The following is an 18,122-nucleotide window of genomic DNA, read 5'->3' as shown; positions in this document are numbered from 1 at the left end:
TCCTCCCAAAAGGTTTAGCTTTACAGCAATCAGGTAAGAGAAAAATAGAACCATTCATTGGGAGGTAATTTTTTGACTGCAGCTAATTCAACACACATTCAATCATTTTGGAGACAGACAGGCGAAAAAAGAACATATGATAAACTGAATGAAAATCTGGAGGTGGATGTTCTTGTCGCCGGTGCGGGCATTGCCGGAATAGCTTCGGCATATCTTCTTGCAGAAAAAGGCTTTAAGGTAGCTCTTTTGGAAGCCCGGGAGATAATGAGCGGCACAACTGGTTTTACAACAGCCAAGCTTACTGCGCAGCATAATCTGATCTATGATGAACTGATCAACCGCTATGGTCAGGATATGGCCAAGCTTTACTATCAGGCGAATATGGAGGGCATCGCTTTAGCCAGAGAGCTTGCTGAAAAACATAACATCGACGCTGATCTTGAGGAACAGGATGCATTCGTATTTACCCAGGATGCCAAAAACAGAGACAAGGTAAAAAAAGAAGCAGAAGCATATGAGAAATTAGGAATAGAGGGAGCGTTCATTGAAAATCTTCCATTAAATATCGATGTAGAGGCTGCGGTGATGATGCGCAACCAGGCACAGTTCCACCCGGTAAAATTCCTCAATGGACTGCTCAAGGAATTGGAGACAAAAGGAGCAAAGATATTTGAGCATTCCAAACTGATGGAAGCAGAAATAGATGGAGAAAAAGTCCTCGGAAAAACTGATGCAGGGCATACGGTCACCTGCCGTCACTTGGTCCAGGCCACTCACTTGCCGATAGATGAACGGGAGGAAAACTTTTACTCTGCGAATCTTAATCCGGAAAGCTCTTATGCCCTTGCAGTAAAAACAGATAAAGAGTTTCCAGATGGAGTATATATAAATGCTGATCTGCCAAAACGTACGATACGGAAAATGAAGGCAGACGGGGAGGATTACATTCTGGTTGGCGGGGAAAGTCACCCAACCGGAGACGGACTTTCTTCCGAAAAACGCTATAAAGAACTGAAGACATATGCAGATGAACTTCATGGCAATAAGGAAGTTGCATATCAATGGTCTTCCCATGATTATATATCAGCCGACAGAATTCCCTTTATTGGCCAGCTGCATCCGGATGAGCAAGGAATCTACACGGTTACCGGTTTTGGAAAATGGGGGCTGGCAAGCGCCTTAACCGGTGGAAAGTTATTATCTGACATCATCAGTGGGAAAGAAGACAATCCATATCAGGAGCTTTTTTCACCGCAGCGGGAAATCAAAGAGATGGAACATGTCGAACCAAAAGAGGAAAATGATGAGAATTATCCGGATTCCAGTTCCGCTGCATCACGACCAGAGGATTTGCAGGAGAATCAGGGCGCAGTAATGAAGGTCGGCGGCGAAGATGTCGGCGCCTATAAGGATAAAGGCGGCAGCGTTCACTTGCTTGATTTGACCTGTACTCATCTAGGCTGTGGTGTGCAGTGGAATGATGGGGACTGCACATGGGATTGTCCATGCCACGGCTCACGGTTTGGCGCCACTGGCGAAGTAATTGAAGGACCGGCTGTGGAAGACTTGAAAAAAGTAAACGAATAATAAGTTGGATGAACCGGGCAGTAGAGCTGATGCTGCCCGGTTTTCTGCGCAGCTGGCGAGACGCAGTAAAATGCTTGGGAATAAAAGGGAAAGTAAGCTATAATTGGAGTACTACGCAAGTGAAGGGGTTTTTCCAATGTATTTTCGTTCCCGGAAAGATACATGGCTGACCATTCTCATCTGGGGAATTGCCCTGTTTGGGGTTGCTGTACCGATAGCAGGCGGCAACATATTTGGCATGCTGTTTATTCTTCCACTATCGCTGGTGCTTCTTTGGTTCTGGTTTCAAACCGGCTACAAAATTGAAGGGGACCTGATCAGAATTAAATATGGTCCTATCAGGATGAAAGTAGAGATCCAGAAGATCATTCAGATTAGAAAGCATCGAAGCATTTTTGCGGCTCCTGCATTATCCATCCACCGGCTGGAGATTAATTCCGGGCGCTTTAATATCATTTCCATCTCTCCGGAAAATGAAAAAGAATTTATTAATGAAATTTTAAAAATAAATCCGGAACTGGAAATGGAAAGAATAAGACGCTAAAAGCAGAAGGAAGGGACATAAATGAACCGGGCAGACAATATCGCAGAATTAATCGGCGCAACACCAATGGTAAAAATAAATAAACTTCTTCCTGACGAGGCAGCGGAAGTTTATGTAAAACTGGAATTTTTCAACCCCAGCAAAAGCGTGAAAGACAGGGCGGCATACAGCATGATTAAGACAGCGGAAGACGAAGGTTACCTAAAACCCGGCGCCACCATTATTGAGCCGACAAGCGGCAATACCGGCATCGGTCTTGCCATGAATGCAGCAGCAAAGGGCTACAAGGCGATCCTGGTCATGCCGGATAACAGCACGCTGGAAAGGCGGAACATTCTAAAGGCGTACGGTGCGGAAGTCGTGCTCACTCCAAGTGAAGAAAGAATGCCCGGCGCCATCAAAAAGGCACAGGAACTGCAAAAAAGCATTCCAGGCAGTTTTATTCCGCAGCAATTTGAAAATAAAGCCAATCCGGATATTCACCGGACGACAACTGCACTGGAGATCTATCAGCAGATGAACGGCAAACTGGATGCTTTTGTCTGCACAGCCGGTACAGGAGGAACCGTCACAGGAACCGGAGAGGTGCTCAAGGAAAACTTGCCTGATTTACACATTGCTGTCGTGGAACCTGAAGGATCGCCAGTGCTGTCTGGCGGGAAACCAGGCAGCCATAAACTTGTCGGTACGAGTCCGGGTTTTGTGCCGGATATATTGAATACAGAGGTTTATGATGAAATTATCCGGATTGAAGACGATCAGGCTATCAGCATGGTAAAACAGCTCGCGCGTCAAGAAGGTATTTTTGTCGGTCCATCTGGAGGTGCTGCCGTTTTCGCAGCAATTGAAACTGCAAAGCGAATTGGCTCAGGAAAAAAAGTTGTCTGTATTGCACCGGATTCAGGTGAACGGTATTTGAGCATGAATCTGTTTGATGATTGATGGAAAGGGAGGCAGCGAAAGGAACGGTCACTGCCTCCCGATTTAATTAAATTTCCTCTAGTTTACATAATATTTATTATCGGAACTAAAAAATGATCATGAATTTTTTGTGTCACAATTAAAGTATTCTTGTGATAGTGAGACAAAACGAAAATTTTACTGCTTACATGAGCTGTTGATTTCTGCAATTTTATAAGTGGCTTATGATTTGGTCATATTTGATTACTGCTTTTCATTTATGCGGCAGTAAGTTTTTTAGTTATTGAATCTTCAACTGTCATTTCCATACATCCATTATGACTCAAATAAATGATCACAGCTTCACACGTGTAATTCCTGATAAAAAATTTTTGCTGATCCTTGTTTGCCTGGCAGATTTTCAAACTGATTTCTCCATACTATTCGAATCCTCACACGATCTTCTCATCCACAAAGCAAGCATCGTTTAAATTCCTTTTATTTCGGGCATACGTTTAGTAAGGAAAAAATTGAGGTGATACACATGCACAAACACTTAATTGTAAGCGGACGTGTTCAGGGTGTCGGCTTTCGTTTTACCGCCCAGCAAAAAGCAGCGGAATTCGGGTTAACCGGTTGGGTACGGAATAATTCGGATGGTACGGTGGAAATGGAGATCGAGGGCGGAGAACAAAGCATCCAGCCATTTATGGAGCAGCTGAAAGATGGCTTTCATTCCTTTATCCGTGTAGAACATATCGAGGAAAACAGCTCCAATGAAGAAAAAGGTTTTGACACTTTTTCGATAAAATAGCATTAGAAAAAGCCGCTTAACTGCGGCCTTCTATTGTTCTTCAAAAAACTTAGCATTTAGGTCAATATATTTATGCTCCTTTTCAGGAACCTCGTCTTCCATATAAATTGCTTCTACAGGGCATACTGCTTCGCACGCTCCGCAATCAATGCAAATATCCGGGTCAATATAAAACATGTCCTTGCCTTCTTCTATACAATCCACAGGACATACGTCCACACATTCTCCTGACTTTTCACCTATGCAAGGTGATGTAATTACGAAAGCCATGTCTGTTACCTCCTTTATGTATTGCTCTAGCCTCGGCTGAGTTTTTTGCCGCAACTGCAATTATATCGTATTGCTGTTGAAAATAAAACAATCTTCCAATTCCTGAAAGCGAAAATAACAGAGGGAACCACCGGGTTCCCCTGTTAATCCTCTTTAAAGTATTCCTTCAAAAATCCACCGATCCGTCCACTGTTGTCAATAATGAAATAGAACTCGTCCGTTTCGTTCTTAACATCGTATTTCTTTCCAGGTGTTAATTTATTGTCTACAACAAATTTTTTCGCATTCGCATGAACGCATTCAATTTGCTTGATTGTTTCCCGATTTTCCCAATGAAGGTGAATCATTGTGTTCCCCGCTTTCTATTCCTGGTCTTATTTAAACAGGTAGAGATAGTTTTCGTACCCTTCCTCTGCCATCTTTTCTTTTGGAATAAAGCGCATGGCCGCAGAATTCATGCAATAGCGCAGACCGCCCGCTTCTTTCGGTCCATCCTCGAATACATGGCCAAGATGGGAGTCCGCTTTGCTGCTGCGGACCTCAGTCCGTATCATGCCATGTGATGTGTCGGTATTTTCGTTAACCTGGTACTTGTCCACCGGTTTTGTGAAACTTGGCCAGCCACATGCGGCATCAAATTTATCTTTCGAGGAAAACAGCACATCGCCGGATACAATATCCGTATAGATCCCCTCTTCCTCATTATCCCAGTACTCGTTTTGAAAAGGAGTTTCCGTCCCATTTTCCTGTGTTACCTGATACTGCAGCGGTGTCAGCTTTTCTTTCAGCGTATTTTTGTCCACTTCCGGCTTCCATGTCCTTTTAATGAAATCTTCTCTTCCAGACCCCTTTTTATAAAGCCGGTAATGGAAGGATTGCTTTTTATAATAATCCTGATGGCTTTCTTCTGCCGGATAGAAAGTTTTAGCGGGAAGAATCGGTGTTGCGATTGGTTTGGCAAATTTTCCGCTGTCCGCAAGTGCTTGCTTAGATTGTTCTGCCAACTGTTTTTGTTCTTCATTATGATAATAAATTGCTGTTTGGTATGATTCTCCCCTGTCATTAAACTGTCCTCCGGCATCGGTCGGATCAATTTGCTGCCAGAACGTTTCCAAAAGCTGCTGATATGACATGATTTCCGGATCAAAAGTAATTTGGACGGCTTCTACGTGCCCAGTTGTTCCCGAGGTAACCTGTTCATAGGTTGGATTTTCCACCGTGCCACCCGTATATCCGGATACAATTCGATGGACCCCCGGCCGTTCGTCAAATGGTTCTACCATACACCAGAAACATCCGCCTGCAAATGTTGCAACTTCCTGCTTTGCTGTCATATTTTAAACCTCCCATGTCTTCTGTGTCATATCTCTATTTTTTCGTGTATTGGATAAAAAATCAAGTTGTGCGACTTATTATCAGATAAATAATTTCGGCTGGGAGTCTCTAGGTCCGGACTTTCCAGCATTATTGCTATGGCTGCCCGCTTGCTGTTCCGTATATTCTTTCGTGGGAGAGTGCTTCTTCACGTCCTCATTCTTATCATCTTCCGTCCCTTTATCTTCACTTTCCATATCCTTAAAAGCTTTCATCATTTTGTACATGGCAGGCAGGTTTTTAACCATGGGACCGTATTCCTGAATCATTGGCGCAGTTGTCTCCATAACCTTCAACACCTGCTGTACACCGTTTAAGGACTTCGATACACCATCTACCCCTTTATTAATAAGATCCGCTCTTGACTGACCCTGCAGCAGCTTGCCAATCGGATTGCCGCCAGGAGCTTGACTTCTATGCCCCCGCTGAGGAATAAGCTGGTAGGGAGAGCGTCCAGTTGGCCTGTGATGATTTCCTTGCCGTGGTGCGGGAAATAACATGATATATGTCCTCCTTATCATTGTATCTTATGATTTAGTTTATGCGCTGCCCCTTTAACTGTATAGGCATCCGGGCATTATTCTTCAAAAATACAAGATATCCATGGCAATAATCCTGTAAATATTTCCTGGGCAACCGCAGAAAGCAACATATTATATGCTTTCCGCTTTTATGTTTGTCAAAAAATGCAAAATCATGTTGTCATTTGCCACGAAACCAATCTGTGCTCAGAATGGTTGCATTATATAATTTCGTTATATTTTATCTATATTAAAATATAAATTCAAACAAACGTTTGATCAATTTTTTGATAAAAATAAAACCGGGAATTCTCCCGGCCTCAGACTATTCAATATAATTTTGTGTGTATTCTCCCCAGAGCTGGTCAAACGCTTTTAACGCGTTGGGAAAAGGGCTGTTCCACTCCAGGTATTCACTGATCTCATTATAGTCAGCAGAATACTTGGGAAAATTATGATCAAAAAATGCCCAGTCAGCCAGACGGCTATGGTCATCCGGACGTTTTTTCCCGCGATGCGTCAGCAGAAATTGATAAAAAGTTTTCAAGCATGCTCCCTCCCCCGCTATGTTAACTGATCATTTTTCATAAATTCTTCGTGTTTCTTCTGTCTTTTCCGGTAAACAATTGCAGATAAGTAAATACTTATTTCATAAAGAATGATCAACGGCACCGAAATCAATAGCGGCATGATGAAGTCCGGCGGGGTAACCATCGTGGAAATGACGATTAATATTAAATAAGCATACTTTCTGGAGCGGCGCATAAGCCCCGGGTTTAATACCCCCAGCGTTGTCAAAAACATCGCGATAACCGGGATTTCAAACAACACGGCAAATGGCAGTGTTATCCGCAACAGGAATTTGAAATATCGCTCGGTGGTAAACATCTCATTGAACATGCCTTCACTCAGTGATAATAAAAATGGCAGGATGAATTGCATGAACATGACATAGCCAAATACGAGTCCGCCGATAAACAGCAAAAATATTGCCGGAATATAGGCAAGAGAAACCTTTCTTTCATGCGGACGTAATCCTGGCTTTATAAATGCCCAAATCTGGAATGCAAGCACGGGAAGTGTCCCGGTAATCGCTACTAAACCTGCCATGGTGAAATAAAGCCAGACCACCTCGCCTGGGCTGAGAATGCTCAACTGGAAATCGAGTCCATTTGTAAAAAATCCATAAATCTCTTCAACATATATAAAACCGAAAATAAAAAACAGGACAAAGAAAACAGCTGTAACGATCAGCCGGTTTCTCAATTCCGATAAGTGTCCGGTAAGGTTCATTTCCTTGCCATCCATCCGAGTATTTTCATCGGCCATCCTTTACACCTCCATGCAGGTAAACATAAAAGAAGATGCAAGGCAACTCCCTTACACCTTCTTACCATCAGTTTTTCGTTACTTATGTTTTATCCCGCTTCGTCTTCGTATCGTCATCAGCCATCATGTTGCCGGCAGCATTTTTAAATTCACGCAGCGTCTGCCCGGCCGCTTTGCCAATTTCCGGCAGTTTCGATGGTCCAAATATCACGAGTGCAACGACCAGAATTAAAATTAACCCAGGGACTCCAATACTGCTTAACATAGTCTACACTCCCCAAGAAATTATTTAGAATTTTTTTCCTGAACGATATCCTTTGTTTCTTTTACTTCATCGGATACATCGCTGGTCAAATCCTTCGTGGAATTTTTAAACTCCCGCAGTGTCTGCCCTGCTGCTTTACCGATTTCCGGAAGCTTCTTTGGTCCGAATATCACCAGAGCGATGATCAGAATTAAGATGAGGCCCGGAATCCCAATACTTGATAACATCCTTACACCTTCTTTGATATATTATCTTCATTATAGTATAGTGTTTTTATTTCAAAGGTATATCCATTTCGACAAAAATACACATTTCGTTCACAACGGTTCATCTGACAGATTCAGTTTAACACGTATTCCCCATCGGAACAAGCTGCAGTCCACGAGGATCGCCTATAACTTTCTATCGTACTGCATAAAATAATAGTCATATGGATTGGCCTCGTCTTTTATCCCTTTTACGTTGGAAGTAAGTGTCCACTCATCTTCTGGAAAAGTAGGAAAATAAGTATCCCCCTCAAACGCTTCGTTTATCAAGGTGATGTACATACGGTCCGCAAAGGGAAGAATCTGCTCAAAGATATCTCCACCGCCAATTACAAAGAATTCCTTGTCAGGCTCCGCTTCACTCCACTTCTTTATTGTATCCAAATCACGAATTACTTCCACATCACTCGGGTAATTCACCTGTTTTCTCGTGAGCACGACATTTTTCCGGTTGGGCAGAGCTCCATCAAGGGAATCATAGGTTTTGCGGCCCATAATCATTGTCTCACCGGTGGTCTTCTCTTTGAAGAAGCGAAAATCTTTTGGCAAATGCCATGGCAGGTCATTATTCAAACCGATCACACGATTTTTATCCATTGCAAGCAATAAGGAAATCACGCTGCATCCTCCTTTTAACTGGTTTGTATCCGTCTCTAAACAGCGATCGGTGCTTTTATCGCTGGATGAGGGTCATAGTTAATCAGTTCAAAGTCTTCCGGTTCATAATCAAATACCGATTGCTTGTCCTGACGGATGTTCAATGTTGGAAACTGTCTCGGGGTGCGACTCAATTGTGTCTGCACCTGCTCTACATGATTCAGGTAAATATGCGCATCCCCCAGGGTATGCACAAATTCGCCCGGCTCCAGCTGGCATTCCCGGGCGATCAGACAGGTGAGCAATGCGTAGCTGGCGATATTAAACGGAACCCCAAGAAAAACATCCCCGCTGCGCTGATAGAGCTGGCATGACAGTTTGCCATCCGCCACGTAGAACTGAAACAGGGTATGACATGGAGGCAGCGCCATATTCGGCACATCTTCCGGATTCCAGGCGGAAACGATATGCCGGCGTGAGTCGGGATTATCCCGAATCGAAGCAATAACTTCTTTTAATTGATCAATCGTATCATTTTGCGATGTCTTCCAATTCCTCCATTGTTTGCCATAAACCGCCCCAAGGTCCCCGAATTTCCTGGCAAATTCGCTGTCTTGAAGGATTTTCTGTTTGAAAGCTGCCATTTGCTGCTTATATTGCTCATTGAACTTGGGGTCTTCCTGACTGCGGAGTCCAAAATTGTTCATATCAGGGCCGTCGTATTCCCTGCTTTTCACCCATTTTGCAAAGGCCCATTCGTTCCAGATATTATTGTTATTCTCCAGCAGATAGCGGATGTTTGTATCTCCTTTGATAAACCAAAGAAGCTCTGAGGCAACGAGCCGAAATGGAACTTTTTTGGTTGTCAGAAGCGGGAACCCTTCGTTTAAGTTGAATCGCATCTGGTGGCCAAAGACAGAGTAGGTTCCTGTGTTGGTTCTGTCCCCTTTTTTCACTCCGTTTTCCAAAATATAGCTGCATAAATCCAAATATGCCTGTTCCCCTGCGGCCATGAATCTCCCTCGCTTTTTATATCATTTTGTTTTCCTTATTGTAACATAACCGTAAAGCATGAACCCACTATTTCTACATAAGTCTATAAGGCAGTGACAAAAGGAAAGGAGATTTTATATGGTGCCGCAAACAGTGGATCATGTCGTGAAGCACTCTGTCCTTTACAGTTTTGCGCTGTCTCAGCCATTTATTGCTATAGCAGACGCATCTCCTGTTTCTCAGAATAAATCATTAATGGAGTCCGAGCAAGCAGAATACGGACATCACGGAGAAACCGTTCGCCTTCTGCAAAATAAATTAAATCAGCTGGATTATTATAAAGACGCCCTCGACAGTGAATATGGCCTTTTGACCGAGCATGCCGTCAAAAGGTTTCAATATGATCAGCGACTTCCTGTCAATGGCCAGGTAAACAAAGAAACCATTTATGCAATGATCAAAGAAGATGTGAAATCCCAGCTTGAAGAAATAGAATCATTTTCCGGTCCAGTGTCCCCGGGCGTGGTCGATGAAGAGGTAAAGGCGGTGCAGCGCGCACTGGAATATTTTGGCCTTTATGAAGGTGAAATTGATGGAATTTATGGGCCGATGACGAAACAGGCATTGGAAACAGCAGAAGAAGAACATGGACTGGAGATCAGTGAGGAAGTAACAAAGGATTCCTTAATAACCCTGTATGAACAGGCATTTCCCAAAGAAACGGAGCCGGAAACTCCTCAGCTAGCCCATCAGGAAACAGACAACCAACCGTCTGAGTCAGCAGAAACTGGTTCGAATGAGACAAAATCAAAATCTGAAGTGAGTAATCAAGAAAAAACCGTGAAAGAAAATAATCCGGAGAACAAACAAGCGCAAGTAACAAGCTCTGTACATACTGATCTCGCCCAACTGGCCAAATCTTTCATCGGTGCTCCCTATGTGTTTGGCGGGGAGACTCCGTCCGGTTTCGACTGCAGCGGCTTTATCCAATACGTTTTTCAACTGAAAAACGTCAGCATTCCAAGAACAGTAAGTGAGGTCTGGAATTTCGCCAGTCCAGTCGGTTCCCCCTCTGTTGGAGATCTTGTTTTCTTTGAAACGTATAAACCAGGCCCTTCTCATATGGGTATTTATCTCGGCAACGGCACGTTTATCCATGCCAGTTCGTCAAATGGGGTAACAATCAGTGAACTTGGCAGCTCCTATTGGCAGCCCAAATTCCTGGGAGCCAAACGAATTTCCTGGTAATTCGCAGATTCGTGTTTAAATTCGATTCATCCCTCTTTATGAGTAAAAAAGCGTGTCAGTTTCTTGACGAACGCAGTAAAATAAGCTATATTGGAACCAAGCAAAGAAGATGTATGGAATCATTAGGCAACAGGCAGCTTCTATAGAAGTGGGTGCGTTAGTGATCCTTACTTCTATAGGTGCTGCCTATTTTAGTGTTTCTTTTATCGGCTTTGTATTACCACGTATTGCGTGAAAGTTTTTAGGAGGATTATTCACATGGAAAATGGCGTAGTAAAATGGTTCAACGCGGAAAAAGGATACGGGTTCATTCAACTCGAAGAAGGAAATGACGTATTCGTCCATTATTCAGCAATTCAGGAGGAAGGCTTCAAGACACTGGAAGAAGGTCAGGAAGTTTCTTTTGAAATCGTTGAAGGAGAACGCGGACCACAAGCTGCAAACGTAGAAAAAAAATAAACGGATCCTATAGATAAGCGGTAATCTTTTTAAAGATTACCGCTTTTTTTGCTGCCCGCAAATTCGGTCAAGGCCTGCTCTTCTGCCGGTATACGCACAGTCAAAAGCAGAATATGCAAAATCGGAAAGATAATAGCCGTAACAGGTGCACCAAACAAAAGCGGGATGATAAACAGCTCCACTCCGACAATGACATAATTCGGGTGCTTCATGTATTTATATGGCCCCTCTTTAACCAGAGAAAAGTTGGGCGCGATAATAATTTTCGTATTCCAGAATCTCCCCAATGTTTGGATGCACCATATTCTAGCCGCTTGCGTGATTAGGAATAGTGCAAACAACACATAATGAAAGGTTATTTCAGGTGAGTTCAAGAGCATCTCTACCAGCAGGGAAAGAAAGAATGAAACATGCAGAATAATGAACAGGAGATAATGACCGGATCCCCGCTCTATGCCTCCTTGATTCTTCATCCATTTTTCATTTCTCTTGGCAATAACAAGTTCCACCAGACGCTGCAGCACGATAAGCCCTAATAAAACCCATAATGCAATAGGCATAGTCAGCACCACTCCAATAATAATAGTTCCGAACTGAATCCTGGCCCCAATGCGGAGAGAATGCTTTTTTCCTGCTTATCGGCCCCCTGCTTCATTGCTTCGGCCAGTACATATAAAACAGTTGCAGAAGACATATTGCCATGCATAGCCAGCACTTGATGCGAATGGTGAAATTCCCGGCTTGAGCGGTTTACCACTTCCTCCATTGCGTCCAGCACCTTTTTTCCGCCGGGATGAGCCAGAAAGGAAAGTATGCTTGCTGAATCGAGGCGTGTCTCCTGCAAAAATTGCTGAATATGTTCCTTCCAAAAGGAATGTACCAGTGCCGGAATGCTTTTAGAGAACACCACTTCAAGTCCGTGATTCGTAACGTTCCACCCCATTACCGAGGTACTGTGTTTTTTTGTTTGTGAACTTGTTTGCAGCATTTTTGGTTTGTTCTTTTTGCTCCGGTTTAGAAAGGGAGACTCTTCCCCCGCTACCAGCACAGCCGCTGCTCCATCACCAAACAATGCACTGCCCACAAGATTGCTCTTCTTGGCGTCTTCCTTCTGAAACGTAAGACTCGAGAGTTCGCAACAGACGACTAAAGCTAATTTTTCAGGATATGCTGTGGTCCAGTCTGATGCACGGGAAAGCCCAATTGCTCCGCCAGCACAGCCCAGTCCCCATAATGGCATGCGTGCTGTATTCGTGCGGAAGGGCCTGTCATTAAGCATTTCCACCTCCAGGGATGGAGTAGCAATCCCAGTACTGGAAACAAAAACAATCAGATCAATCGCCTCAAATGGAATATCCTCATGCAAAAATTCACTGTTAGACAGACATTCATCAGCCGCGTCCAAGCTGTGCTCTTTGGCAAACGACTGATAAAGTTGATTTCGCTCTTGAAAGGAATGAGGCTGCCTCAGCCATTCTTTATCAACCACAAATTGCCGGTTATTCACTTCGGCATGGTCGAATACAGGCAAAAGACGTTTGATTTTTTTCTCCGACCCGGAAAATACCTCGAGCACTAATTCCTTAATTTCCTCTTGTGTCATATGGTGCCTGGGAATGCCAGTGCCAGCTGAGATAATGAACGACATCTTCCACCCCCCTTTCTGTAGAAAATTTGGCTTGTCGCCAATCTTTATGCGACAAGCCAAAGCCTGAATGAATGCAGGATAAGAAAATTATTATCAGGACAATCGGTAAACAGCAGAATACTTTTGCGTTAAATATCGCACCAGATGATCGGGATTCAATCCCTCGTTTGTCACATTTTTTATAATTTCCAGCGGTTTTTTCATTTTGCCATGCTTGTGAATATGCTCACCAAGCCATTGTTTCACCGGCTGAAAGTCGCCGCTTGCGATGATCGACTCCAGGTCATTTTCACGGGAGAAACGGTCGAAAAATTGAGCTGCATACATGTAGCCAAGCGCATAGGATGGGAAATAACCAAAATCCCCACCGGCCCAGTGAATGTCCTGAAGCACACCCTCTCTGTCTGTTGGCGGCTGGACACCGAGATAGTCTTTCATCTTTTCATTCCACAAACCTGGCAGATCAGCAACTTCGATTTCATTGTTGATTAATGCTTTTTCCAGTTCATAACGCACCATAATGTGGAGTGGATAGGTCAATTCGTCCGCTTCAATCCGGATCAGCGATGGTTTTACCTCATTAATTGTCTGATAGAAATCATCAAGCGGAACATGCTGAAAACTGGCTGGAGCATATTTTTTAAATAAATCATAGTTGGCTTCCCAGAAGGCTTTGCCCCTGCCTACAAAGTTTTCCCAGAATAATGATTGTGATTCATGAATCCCCATAGAAGTCCCGGTGGCCAGTGGCGTATTTGCAAGCTCATCAGCAATATTCTGTTCATACAAGGCATGTCCGCCTTCGTGGATCGTCCCAAATACAGCCGTGCGGAAATCTTTTTCGTCGTATCTGGTTGTAATTCGGACATCCTGCTGATTTAGCGCAATCGCAAATGGATGAATTGTTTCATCCAGCCTTCCCGATGAAAAATCGTAGCCCATCTTTTTTAAGATCTCCATACTGAACGCTTCCTGATCCTGTTTTGGGAAATGATCAGTTAAGATGGAAGGATTCGGTCTAAATGGGCTGGCACTGATTCTTTCAACTAGCTGCTGCAGCGAATTTCTAAGAGATGGAAAAACCTCATCCAGGGTTTTCACCGTAACACCAGGTTCATAATTATGTAGGAGTGCATCATATATATTTTCTTCATAACCCCAATAGCTGGCGAATTTCTTATTGTACTCTACCAGTTCTTCCAAATAAGGCTGAAATAAGGAAAAATCGGCTTTTTCTCTCGCTTCCTCCCAAACCGCCTCCGATTTAGACTGCAGCATGACATATGTTTTATATTCGTCTGTCGGGATTTTGCGGTTTCTTTCATAGGTTTCTTCCTGTTCGGTGACAATTTTTTTCATCACGTCATCTTCCGTATTGTCTTTCAGGATGTCAATGAAGTATTTCATTTTTTCCGAGGTTTCTATCTGATGGATTTTTTCTGCAAGGAAACCAACAACCTCCGCACGCTGTTCCACAGCATTTTTAGGTATTTTTGTCCGCATATCCCACTGCATCAGATTAATTGTTTCTTCATAAGCGCTCCGTTCTTTAAGCAGTTCGTGAAAGTCCTTTTCAATCAGGTATGTATTATCCATGTTACTCCCCCTTGTTTTTTCGTCCGAAGTATTGATGAAAATCGGTACGGATAAAACCATTAAACAATTTCCTTTTTTTTGTGGCCTTTTGGCCGTAATGCTTTTCGAATTCTTCAAATGCAGTCAATACATATACACTCCAGCTTGGGTGATTTTTCATTATGCTGCCAAGCTGGCGGCTGATCTGAGCTGCGGTCTCTTTGTCGCCAAGTCGCTCCCCATATGGCGGATTGCCTATAATATACCCGTTCTCCCTTCGGATAAACAGATCACTGACTTGCATCTGCTTCCAGCTGATCAAATCCGAAAGACCTGCCTCCACTGCATTTGCTTCGGCTGTCTGGACTGCTTTATGGTCAATATCTGAACCCGTAATTTGTAATTTTTGCTCATAATTGGCTTTGTCTTCAATTTCTTGAAATGCTTCATCCCAATAGCTACTTTTAACGAGCGGCCATTCTTCCGAGACAAAGCCACGATTAAAGCCTGGAGCAATATTCTGACCGATAAGAGCTGCCTCTATCGGAATAGTTCCTGAACCGCAAAATGGATCGATGAGCGGATACTCTGGCTTCCAATTGGTCAGCAGTACAAGGGCTGCTGCCAGTGTTTCTTTTAAAGGAGCTTCCCCTTGACCGACTCGGTATCCTCTTTTATGCAATCCTGCTCCTGTGGTGTCAATCGTAAGTGTTGCCATATCCTTCAGAAGGGCAACTTCAATTTTATACATCGCTCCTGTTTCCGGCATGTTGGATGCCATGCCGTATTTAAGCTTCAGTCGTTCAGCTATAGATTTTTTCACGATTGCCTGGCAGTCCGGCACACTGTGGAGCTGGGATTTTACCGATTTTCCGGTGACAGGGAATTTGCCATCTTCCTCAATGAAGTCTTCCCAGGGCAGCGCCTTTGTTTTTTCAAACAGTTCATCAAAGGTTCGTGCTTCAAAGTTGCCAACCAGCAATTTGACACGGTCTGCTGTACGAAGCCATAAGTTGCAGCGAGGAATAGCGGATAGCGGTGCTGTGAACAATACTTTGCCATTTTCCGTCTTCGCTTCATAGCCCAACTGCTTTACTTCCCTGGCGACCACCGACTCCAGCCCCATGGCAGCGGTTGCGATCAATGTTACATTCTGCATAGCAATATTCCCTTCATTCGATTATTTGTTTTTAGTTTATCATATCCTTTGAGAGAAAACGAAGAATGGCATACAAAAAACCCTTCCAGCGGCGATTGCTGCTGAAAGGGTTTGTTTTTAGCCTGGACCAATAAATACTCGATAAGCCATGTTCTGTCCCATTGTACTCCAAACGGGGGTCAGCCTCGTACTCCGGGGGTAATCATCTATCTGCAAGCATGCATGCCTGTCTCTTATTCGGTTGAATTCCCTACTAAAAGAGTGCCCCTACCATGTTTTGGGTTGCTCACTCGCGGGGTTTACCTCGTTCCACCCGAAAGGTTTCCCTTTCAGCTCCGTCACTGTGGCACTTTCAAGGATAATTCCCTATCCTTTTAAAAGAACGTAGGAATCTCTCCTGCCGTTAACCTAGTTGGTTACCTTGACTTATGATTTCGTCAAGCACGAACACTACAAACATCTCAGTTTGTGTGAGCATGGACTTTCCTCTGTATGAAAATACAGCGATTACCTGAGTATCTATTTTTTGCTCAGAATGATATTGTACCATAAGCAGGAGGATTAATCAACAGCTTGAAAAGGCCATACAACCAACCCGCCTGCGCTACGATTCTGTTGAATTCTCTTCCTCGGTGTATTTTTTGCCAAACACAGCCTTCTCCAGGTTTGAAAGCCTTTTTAACACATCATAATTAACCTGTGTTGTTTGCTGTTGGGCAGAGCGTGATCTGGTTTGCTCCCCCGTGTGATTCCGCTTCAGCTTTTCATTCTCCTGCTGCAAGCGTTCAATTTCCTGTTTAAAGGCATCATAGTCCTGAATAATTGTGTCCAGGAACTCATCGACCTCTTCCTGATGATACCCGCGCATGGTGGTCTTAAATTCCTTTTCCAGAATATCTTTTCCACTTAGTTGCATATTTGCTGCCATATTCATTCACCTCGTTTTTTTTAAACCATTCATTTCACAGTGCATCAATAATAAATGTTTATTGTTGTCTTGTCTGTTTATGACTTGCTGATATAATTTATTATAGCATAAAACAGGAAACTGAAAAATCAGCTTCCTGTTTCGCTGTTATTCCTTATTATAAAGGGAATGCGTTATTTTTCAAACAAATCGTGCTGGGTGAAAGAAAATGGCAGCAATTCTTCCATGGTAACCGTTTTGGAATCTCCGTTCAGATTGGTCAGATGAATTTTCATATCCTGGGCAAAAAATTCGCTCATCACTTGCCTGCATGCCCCGCAAGGCGATGCAACTCTTTTCGTGTCAGCCGCCACTGCCATCTCGGAAAAATCTGTTTCCCCCTGGGATATTGCTTTGAAAATAGCCACACGCTCTGCACAACATGTTACCGGATAAGCAGCATTTTCTATATTGACGCCTGTATATAGTTTTCCGGATTTTGTAAGCAAGGCTGCACCAACAGGGAAATTGGAATAAGGAACATAGGCTCTTTCCCTGATTTGGATTGCTTCCTGCAGTAATTCGGTCTTGTTCATAATTCGAATCCCCCTCTTAAAAAATTAGCCGGACACATAAGTAAATGGCTGATTATAATTCCCGCAGCAGCTGATCAAATATATAGTGGATCGAACGATGCAGCTCCATATATCGTTTGCGTCTGACATCAATATAATAACTGTGCATCATAAAAAGTTCCGCGTTTTCCTTTGTGGAGGCAATCTGCTGCGGATGCACATTTACATTTCTTGCTTTCACTGCTTTGAGTGCTTCTGTTTCCCAGTTTTCCAGAAGGTCATAAATGGGTGTTGTTTCTTCTTTGACCCGCATGAAAAGCTGTTTGTCTTTTCTGTTTTCTGGTGCCGGTGTGGTCTCATATCTGTCTTTTAGCCAGTCGATATGCTGTTTCAGCTGTTTCGTTTGTTCTGTTAAATCCATGGGTCGACCTGCCTTTGTAAAATGCTTCTCCCTATTATACCATTTTTTCTAAAGATATGGCATTCTTTTGACAGACCGCTGAATGGAATTAATCTGCTGCAGCTGGCTTTGAAAGTCTTCCCAGATTTGCTTACTTGTTTGCCGGGAAAGCTGCTGTTCCATTTGCTGGACCTGAACCGTCATTTGTTTAATTGCATTTTCGAACTCCTGGTGGGTGACTCCGTTTTTTGCGTAACTGTAAGATTGGGCTGCAAGGGGCATGCTTATCCCTCCTGTTATATGGTTTAGATATAGTTATTCGCCGCGAATTTTCACTCTCCTGCCTGTTCGACAAAACTAGAAGAAAAGGGATAAAACAAGTGCTATTCCTCATCTTTTCATGAAAATAAGACAAACTACAGTTAAAAGGAGGGTTGCATAATGGCTAAGAAAAACAATAAGCAGAAAACAGCCGAAAACGGGACAAAACAATCGCTGAAAACCGGTGACAAAAAGCTGGCCGGACCAAACAGACCTTCCACTTAAAAAGACTTCTTTATGAAAAAGGATTTGCAGTCACTGCAGGTCCTTTTTATTGCACACTCAAATTTTCTTTCCGACGCCCCTATTACCGCCGCTCTCTCCGTAATTTATACTGATAAAGTAAACTCCTCAAGCTGCCAGCAAAAGT

At 43.4% G+C, this 18,122-nt stretch carries 25 protein-coding genes and 1 other RNA gene; 7 read left to right on the top strand and 19 right to left on the bottom strand.

The window, feature by feature from the left end:
- Positions 1-72 precede the first annotated feature (72 nt).
- The 4 genes from CEG13_RS05375 (at position 73) to CEG13_RS05360 (ending at position 3,845) form a co-directional block, all read left to right on the top strand.
- A complete protein-coding gene (locus CEG13_RS05375; RefSeq protein WP_158234650.1) occupies positions 73-1,587 on the top strand; it encodes an FAD-dependent oxidoreductase in 1,515 nt (504 codons plus the stop codon).
- A gap of 136 nt (positions 1,588-1,723) precedes the next feature.
- Positions 1,724-2,131 (top strand): PH domain-containing protein, encoded by a 408-nt coding sequence (locus CEG13_RS05370; RefSeq protein ID WP_100010844.1) that lies wholly within the window; start codon positions 1,724-1,726, stop codon positions 2,129-2,131.
- Positions 2,132-2,152: 21 nt separating this feature from the next.
- Positions 2,153-3,073 carry a cysteine synthase A gene (cysK, locus tag CEG13_RS05365; RefSeq protein WP_100010843.1) on the top strand — a complete coding sequence of 307 codons (921 nt, stop codon included), beginning with the start codon at positions 2,153-2,155 and terminating at the stop codon, positions 3,071-3,073.
- Positions 3,074-3,575: 502 nt separating this feature from the next.
- Positions 3,576-3,845 (top strand): acylphosphatase, encoded by a 270-nt coding sequence (locus CEG13_RS05360; protein ID WP_100010842.1) that lies wholly within the window; start codon positions 3,576-3,578, stop codon positions 3,843-3,845.
- A gap of 30 nt (positions 3,846-3,875) precedes the next feature.
- Here CEG13_RS05360 and CEG13_RS05355 read toward each other — a convergent pair whose 3' ends face one another.
- The 10 genes from CEG13_RS05355 to CEG13_RS05310 all read right to left on the bottom strand — a co-directional run bounded on the left by CEG13_RS05355 (position 3,876) and on the right by CEG13_RS05310 (position 9,480).
- Complete coding sequence (locus CEG13_RS05355; RefSeq protein WP_100010841.1) at positions 3,876-4,115, bottom strand: indolepyruvate ferredoxin oxidoreductase subunit alpha; 240 nt, start codon at positions 4,113-4,115, stop codon at positions 3,876-3,878.
- Between the two features lie 143 nt (positions 4,116-4,258).
- A complete protein-coding gene (locus CEG13_RS05350) occupies positions 4,259-4,462 on the bottom strand; it encodes a DUF6501 family protein (RefSeq protein WP_100010840.1) in 204 nt (67 codons plus the stop codon).
- Positions 4,463-4,489: 27 nt separating this feature from the next.
- Positions 4,490-5,449 (bottom strand): peptide-methionine (R)-S-oxide reductase MsrB, encoded by a 960-nt coding sequence (msrB, locus tag CEG13_RS05345; RefSeq protein WP_100010839.1) that lies wholly within the window; start codon positions 5,447-5,449, stop codon positions 4,490-4,492.
- Between the two features lie 81 nt (positions 5,450-5,530).
- A complete protein-coding gene (locus tag CEG13_RS05340) occupies positions 5,531-5,989 on the bottom strand; it encodes a YqfQ family protein (protein ID WP_239984578.1) in 459 nt (152 codons plus the stop codon).
- Between the two features lie 346 nt (positions 5,990-6,335).
- Positions 6,336-6,557 carry a YozE family protein gene (locus CEG13_RS05335; RefSeq protein WP_100010837.1) on the bottom strand — a complete coding sequence of 74 codons (222 nt, stop codon included), beginning with the start codon at positions 6,555-6,557 and terminating at the stop codon, positions 6,336-6,338.
- 17 nt (positions 6,558-6,574) lie between these two features.
- Positions 6,575-7,339, bottom strand: coding sequence for a twin-arginine translocase subunit TatC (gene tatC, locus CEG13_RS05330; protein WP_100010836.1), 765 nt, complete (start codon positions 7,337-7,339; stop codon positions 6,575-6,577).
- A gap of 82 nt (positions 7,340-7,421) precedes the next feature.
- Positions 7,422-7,604 (bottom strand): twin-arginine translocase TatA/TatE family subunit, encoded by a 183-nt coding sequence (locus CEG13_RS05325; RefSeq protein WP_100010835.1) that lies wholly within the window; start codon positions 7,602-7,604, stop codon positions 7,422-7,424.
- Positions 7,605-7,624: 20 nt separating this feature from the next.
- Entirely contained in the window at positions 7,625-7,831 is a 207-nt protein-coding gene (gene tatA, locus CEG13_RS05320) for a twin-arginine translocase TatA/TatE family subunit (RefSeq protein WP_100010834.1), read from the bottom strand.
- 165 nt (positions 7,832-7,996) lie between these two features.
- Positions 7,997-8,488: a dihydrofolate reductase gene (locus CEG13_RS05315; RefSeq protein ID WP_100010833.1), complete on the bottom strand. Its 492-nt coding sequence runs from the start codon at positions 8,486-8,488 to the stop codon at positions 7,997-7,999.
- Between the two features lie 35 nt (positions 8,489-8,523).
- Entirely contained in the window at positions 8,524-9,480 is a 957-nt protein-coding gene (locus CEG13_RS05310) for a thymidylate synthase (RefSeq protein ID WP_100010832.1), read from the bottom strand.
- Positions 9,481-9,598: 118 nt separating this feature from the next.
- Between CEG13_RS05310 and CEG13_RS19205 the strand changes: the two genes are divergently transcribed.
- The gene (locus CEG13_RS19205) at positions 9,599-10,708 is read left to right on the top strand and encodes a C40 family peptidase (protein ID WP_100010831.1); all 1,110 of its coding nucleotides are present in this window, start codon (positions 9,599-9,601) and stop codon (positions 10,706-10,708) included.
- 258 nt (positions 10,709-10,966) lie between these two features.
- A complete protein-coding gene (locus tag CEG13_RS05300) occupies positions 10,967-11,167 on the top strand; it encodes a cold-shock protein (protein WP_100010830.1) in 201 nt (66 codons plus the stop codon).
- 29 nt (positions 11,168-11,196) lie between these two features.
- Here the strand turns inward: CEG13_RS05300 and CEG13_RS05295 are convergent, their stop codons facing one another.
- The 9 genes from CEG13_RS05295 to CEG13_RS05255 all read right to left on the bottom strand — a co-directional run bounded on the left by CEG13_RS05295 (position 11,197) and on the right by CEG13_RS05255 (position 17,713).
- Positions 11,197-11,727 carry an isoprenylcysteine carboxyl methyltransferase family protein gene (locus CEG13_RS05295; RefSeq protein ID WP_100010829.1) on the bottom strand — a complete coding sequence of 177 codons (531 nt, stop codon included), beginning with the start codon at positions 11,725-11,727 and terminating at the stop codon, positions 11,197-11,199.
- Between the two features lie 2 nt (positions 11,728-11,729).
- On the bottom strand, positions 11,730-12,815 hold the full coding sequence (locus CEG13_RS05290) for a type III polyketide synthase (RefSeq protein ID WP_100010828.1): 1,086 nt from the start codon (positions 12,813-12,815) through the stop codon (positions 11,730-11,732).
- Positions 12,816-12,908: 93 nt separating this feature from the next.
- Positions 12,909-14,411 (bottom strand): carboxypeptidase M32, encoded by a 1,503-nt coding sequence (locus CEG13_RS05285; protein WP_100010827.1) that lies wholly within the window; start codon positions 14,409-14,411, stop codon positions 12,909-12,911.
- Between the two features lies 1 nt (position 14,412).
- A complete protein-coding gene (locus CEG13_RS05280) occupies positions 14,413-15,549 on the bottom strand; it encodes a THUMP domain-containing class I SAM-dependent RNA methyltransferase (protein WP_100010826.1) in 1,137 nt (378 codons plus the stop codon).
- 137 nt (positions 15,550-15,686) lie between these two features.
- Positions 15,687-16,068: RNase P RNA component class B (rnpB, locus tag CEG13_RS05275), an RNA gene on the bottom strand.
- An 85-nt stretch (positions 16,069-16,153) separates the two neighbouring features.
- The gene (gpsB, locus tag CEG13_RS05270) at positions 16,154-16,477 is read right to left on the bottom strand and encodes a cell division regulator GpsB (RefSeq protein ID WP_100010825.1); all 324 of its coding nucleotides are present in this window, start codon (positions 16,475-16,477) and stop codon (positions 16,154-16,156) included.
- A 173-nt stretch (positions 16,478-16,650) separates the two neighbouring features.
- Positions 16,651-17,052, bottom strand: a complete 402-nt coding sequence (gene cdd / locus CEG13_RS05265) for a cytidine deaminase (RefSeq protein WP_100010824.1) — start codon at positions 17,050-17,052, stop codon at positions 16,651-16,653.
- Positions 17,053-17,104: 52 nt separating this feature from the next.
- Positions 17,105-17,452 carry a DUF1798 family protein gene (locus CEG13_RS05260; RefSeq protein ID WP_100010823.1) on the bottom strand — a complete coding sequence of 116 codons (348 nt, stop codon included), beginning with the start codon at positions 17,450-17,452 and terminating at the stop codon, positions 17,105-17,107.
- 48 nt (positions 17,453-17,500) lie between these two features.
- A complete protein-coding gene (locus CEG13_RS05255; RefSeq protein WP_100010822.1) occupies positions 17,501-17,713 on the bottom strand; it encodes a hypothetical protein in 213 nt (70 codons plus the stop codon).
- 159 nt (positions 17,714-17,872) lie between these two features.
- Here CEG13_RS05255 and CEG13_RS18875 point away from each other — a divergent pair, with 159 nt between their 5' ends.
- On the top strand, positions 17,873-17,977 hold the full coding sequence (locus tag CEG13_RS18875) for a spore protein (protein WP_192869518.1): 105 nt from the start codon (positions 17,873-17,875) through the stop codon (positions 17,975-17,977).
- Positions 17,978-18,122 lie beyond the last annotated feature (145 nt).

The sequence above is a fragment of the Lentibacillus sediminis genome (assembly GCF_002763455.1).
GTDB classification, from domain to species: domain Bacteria; phylum Bacillota; class Bacilli; order Bacillales; family Amphibacillaceae; genus Lentibacillus_D; species Lentibacillus_D sediminis_A.
Note: the sequence above shows the minus strand (reverse complement) of the source record. Positions and strands in the feature narration are given on the sequence as shown.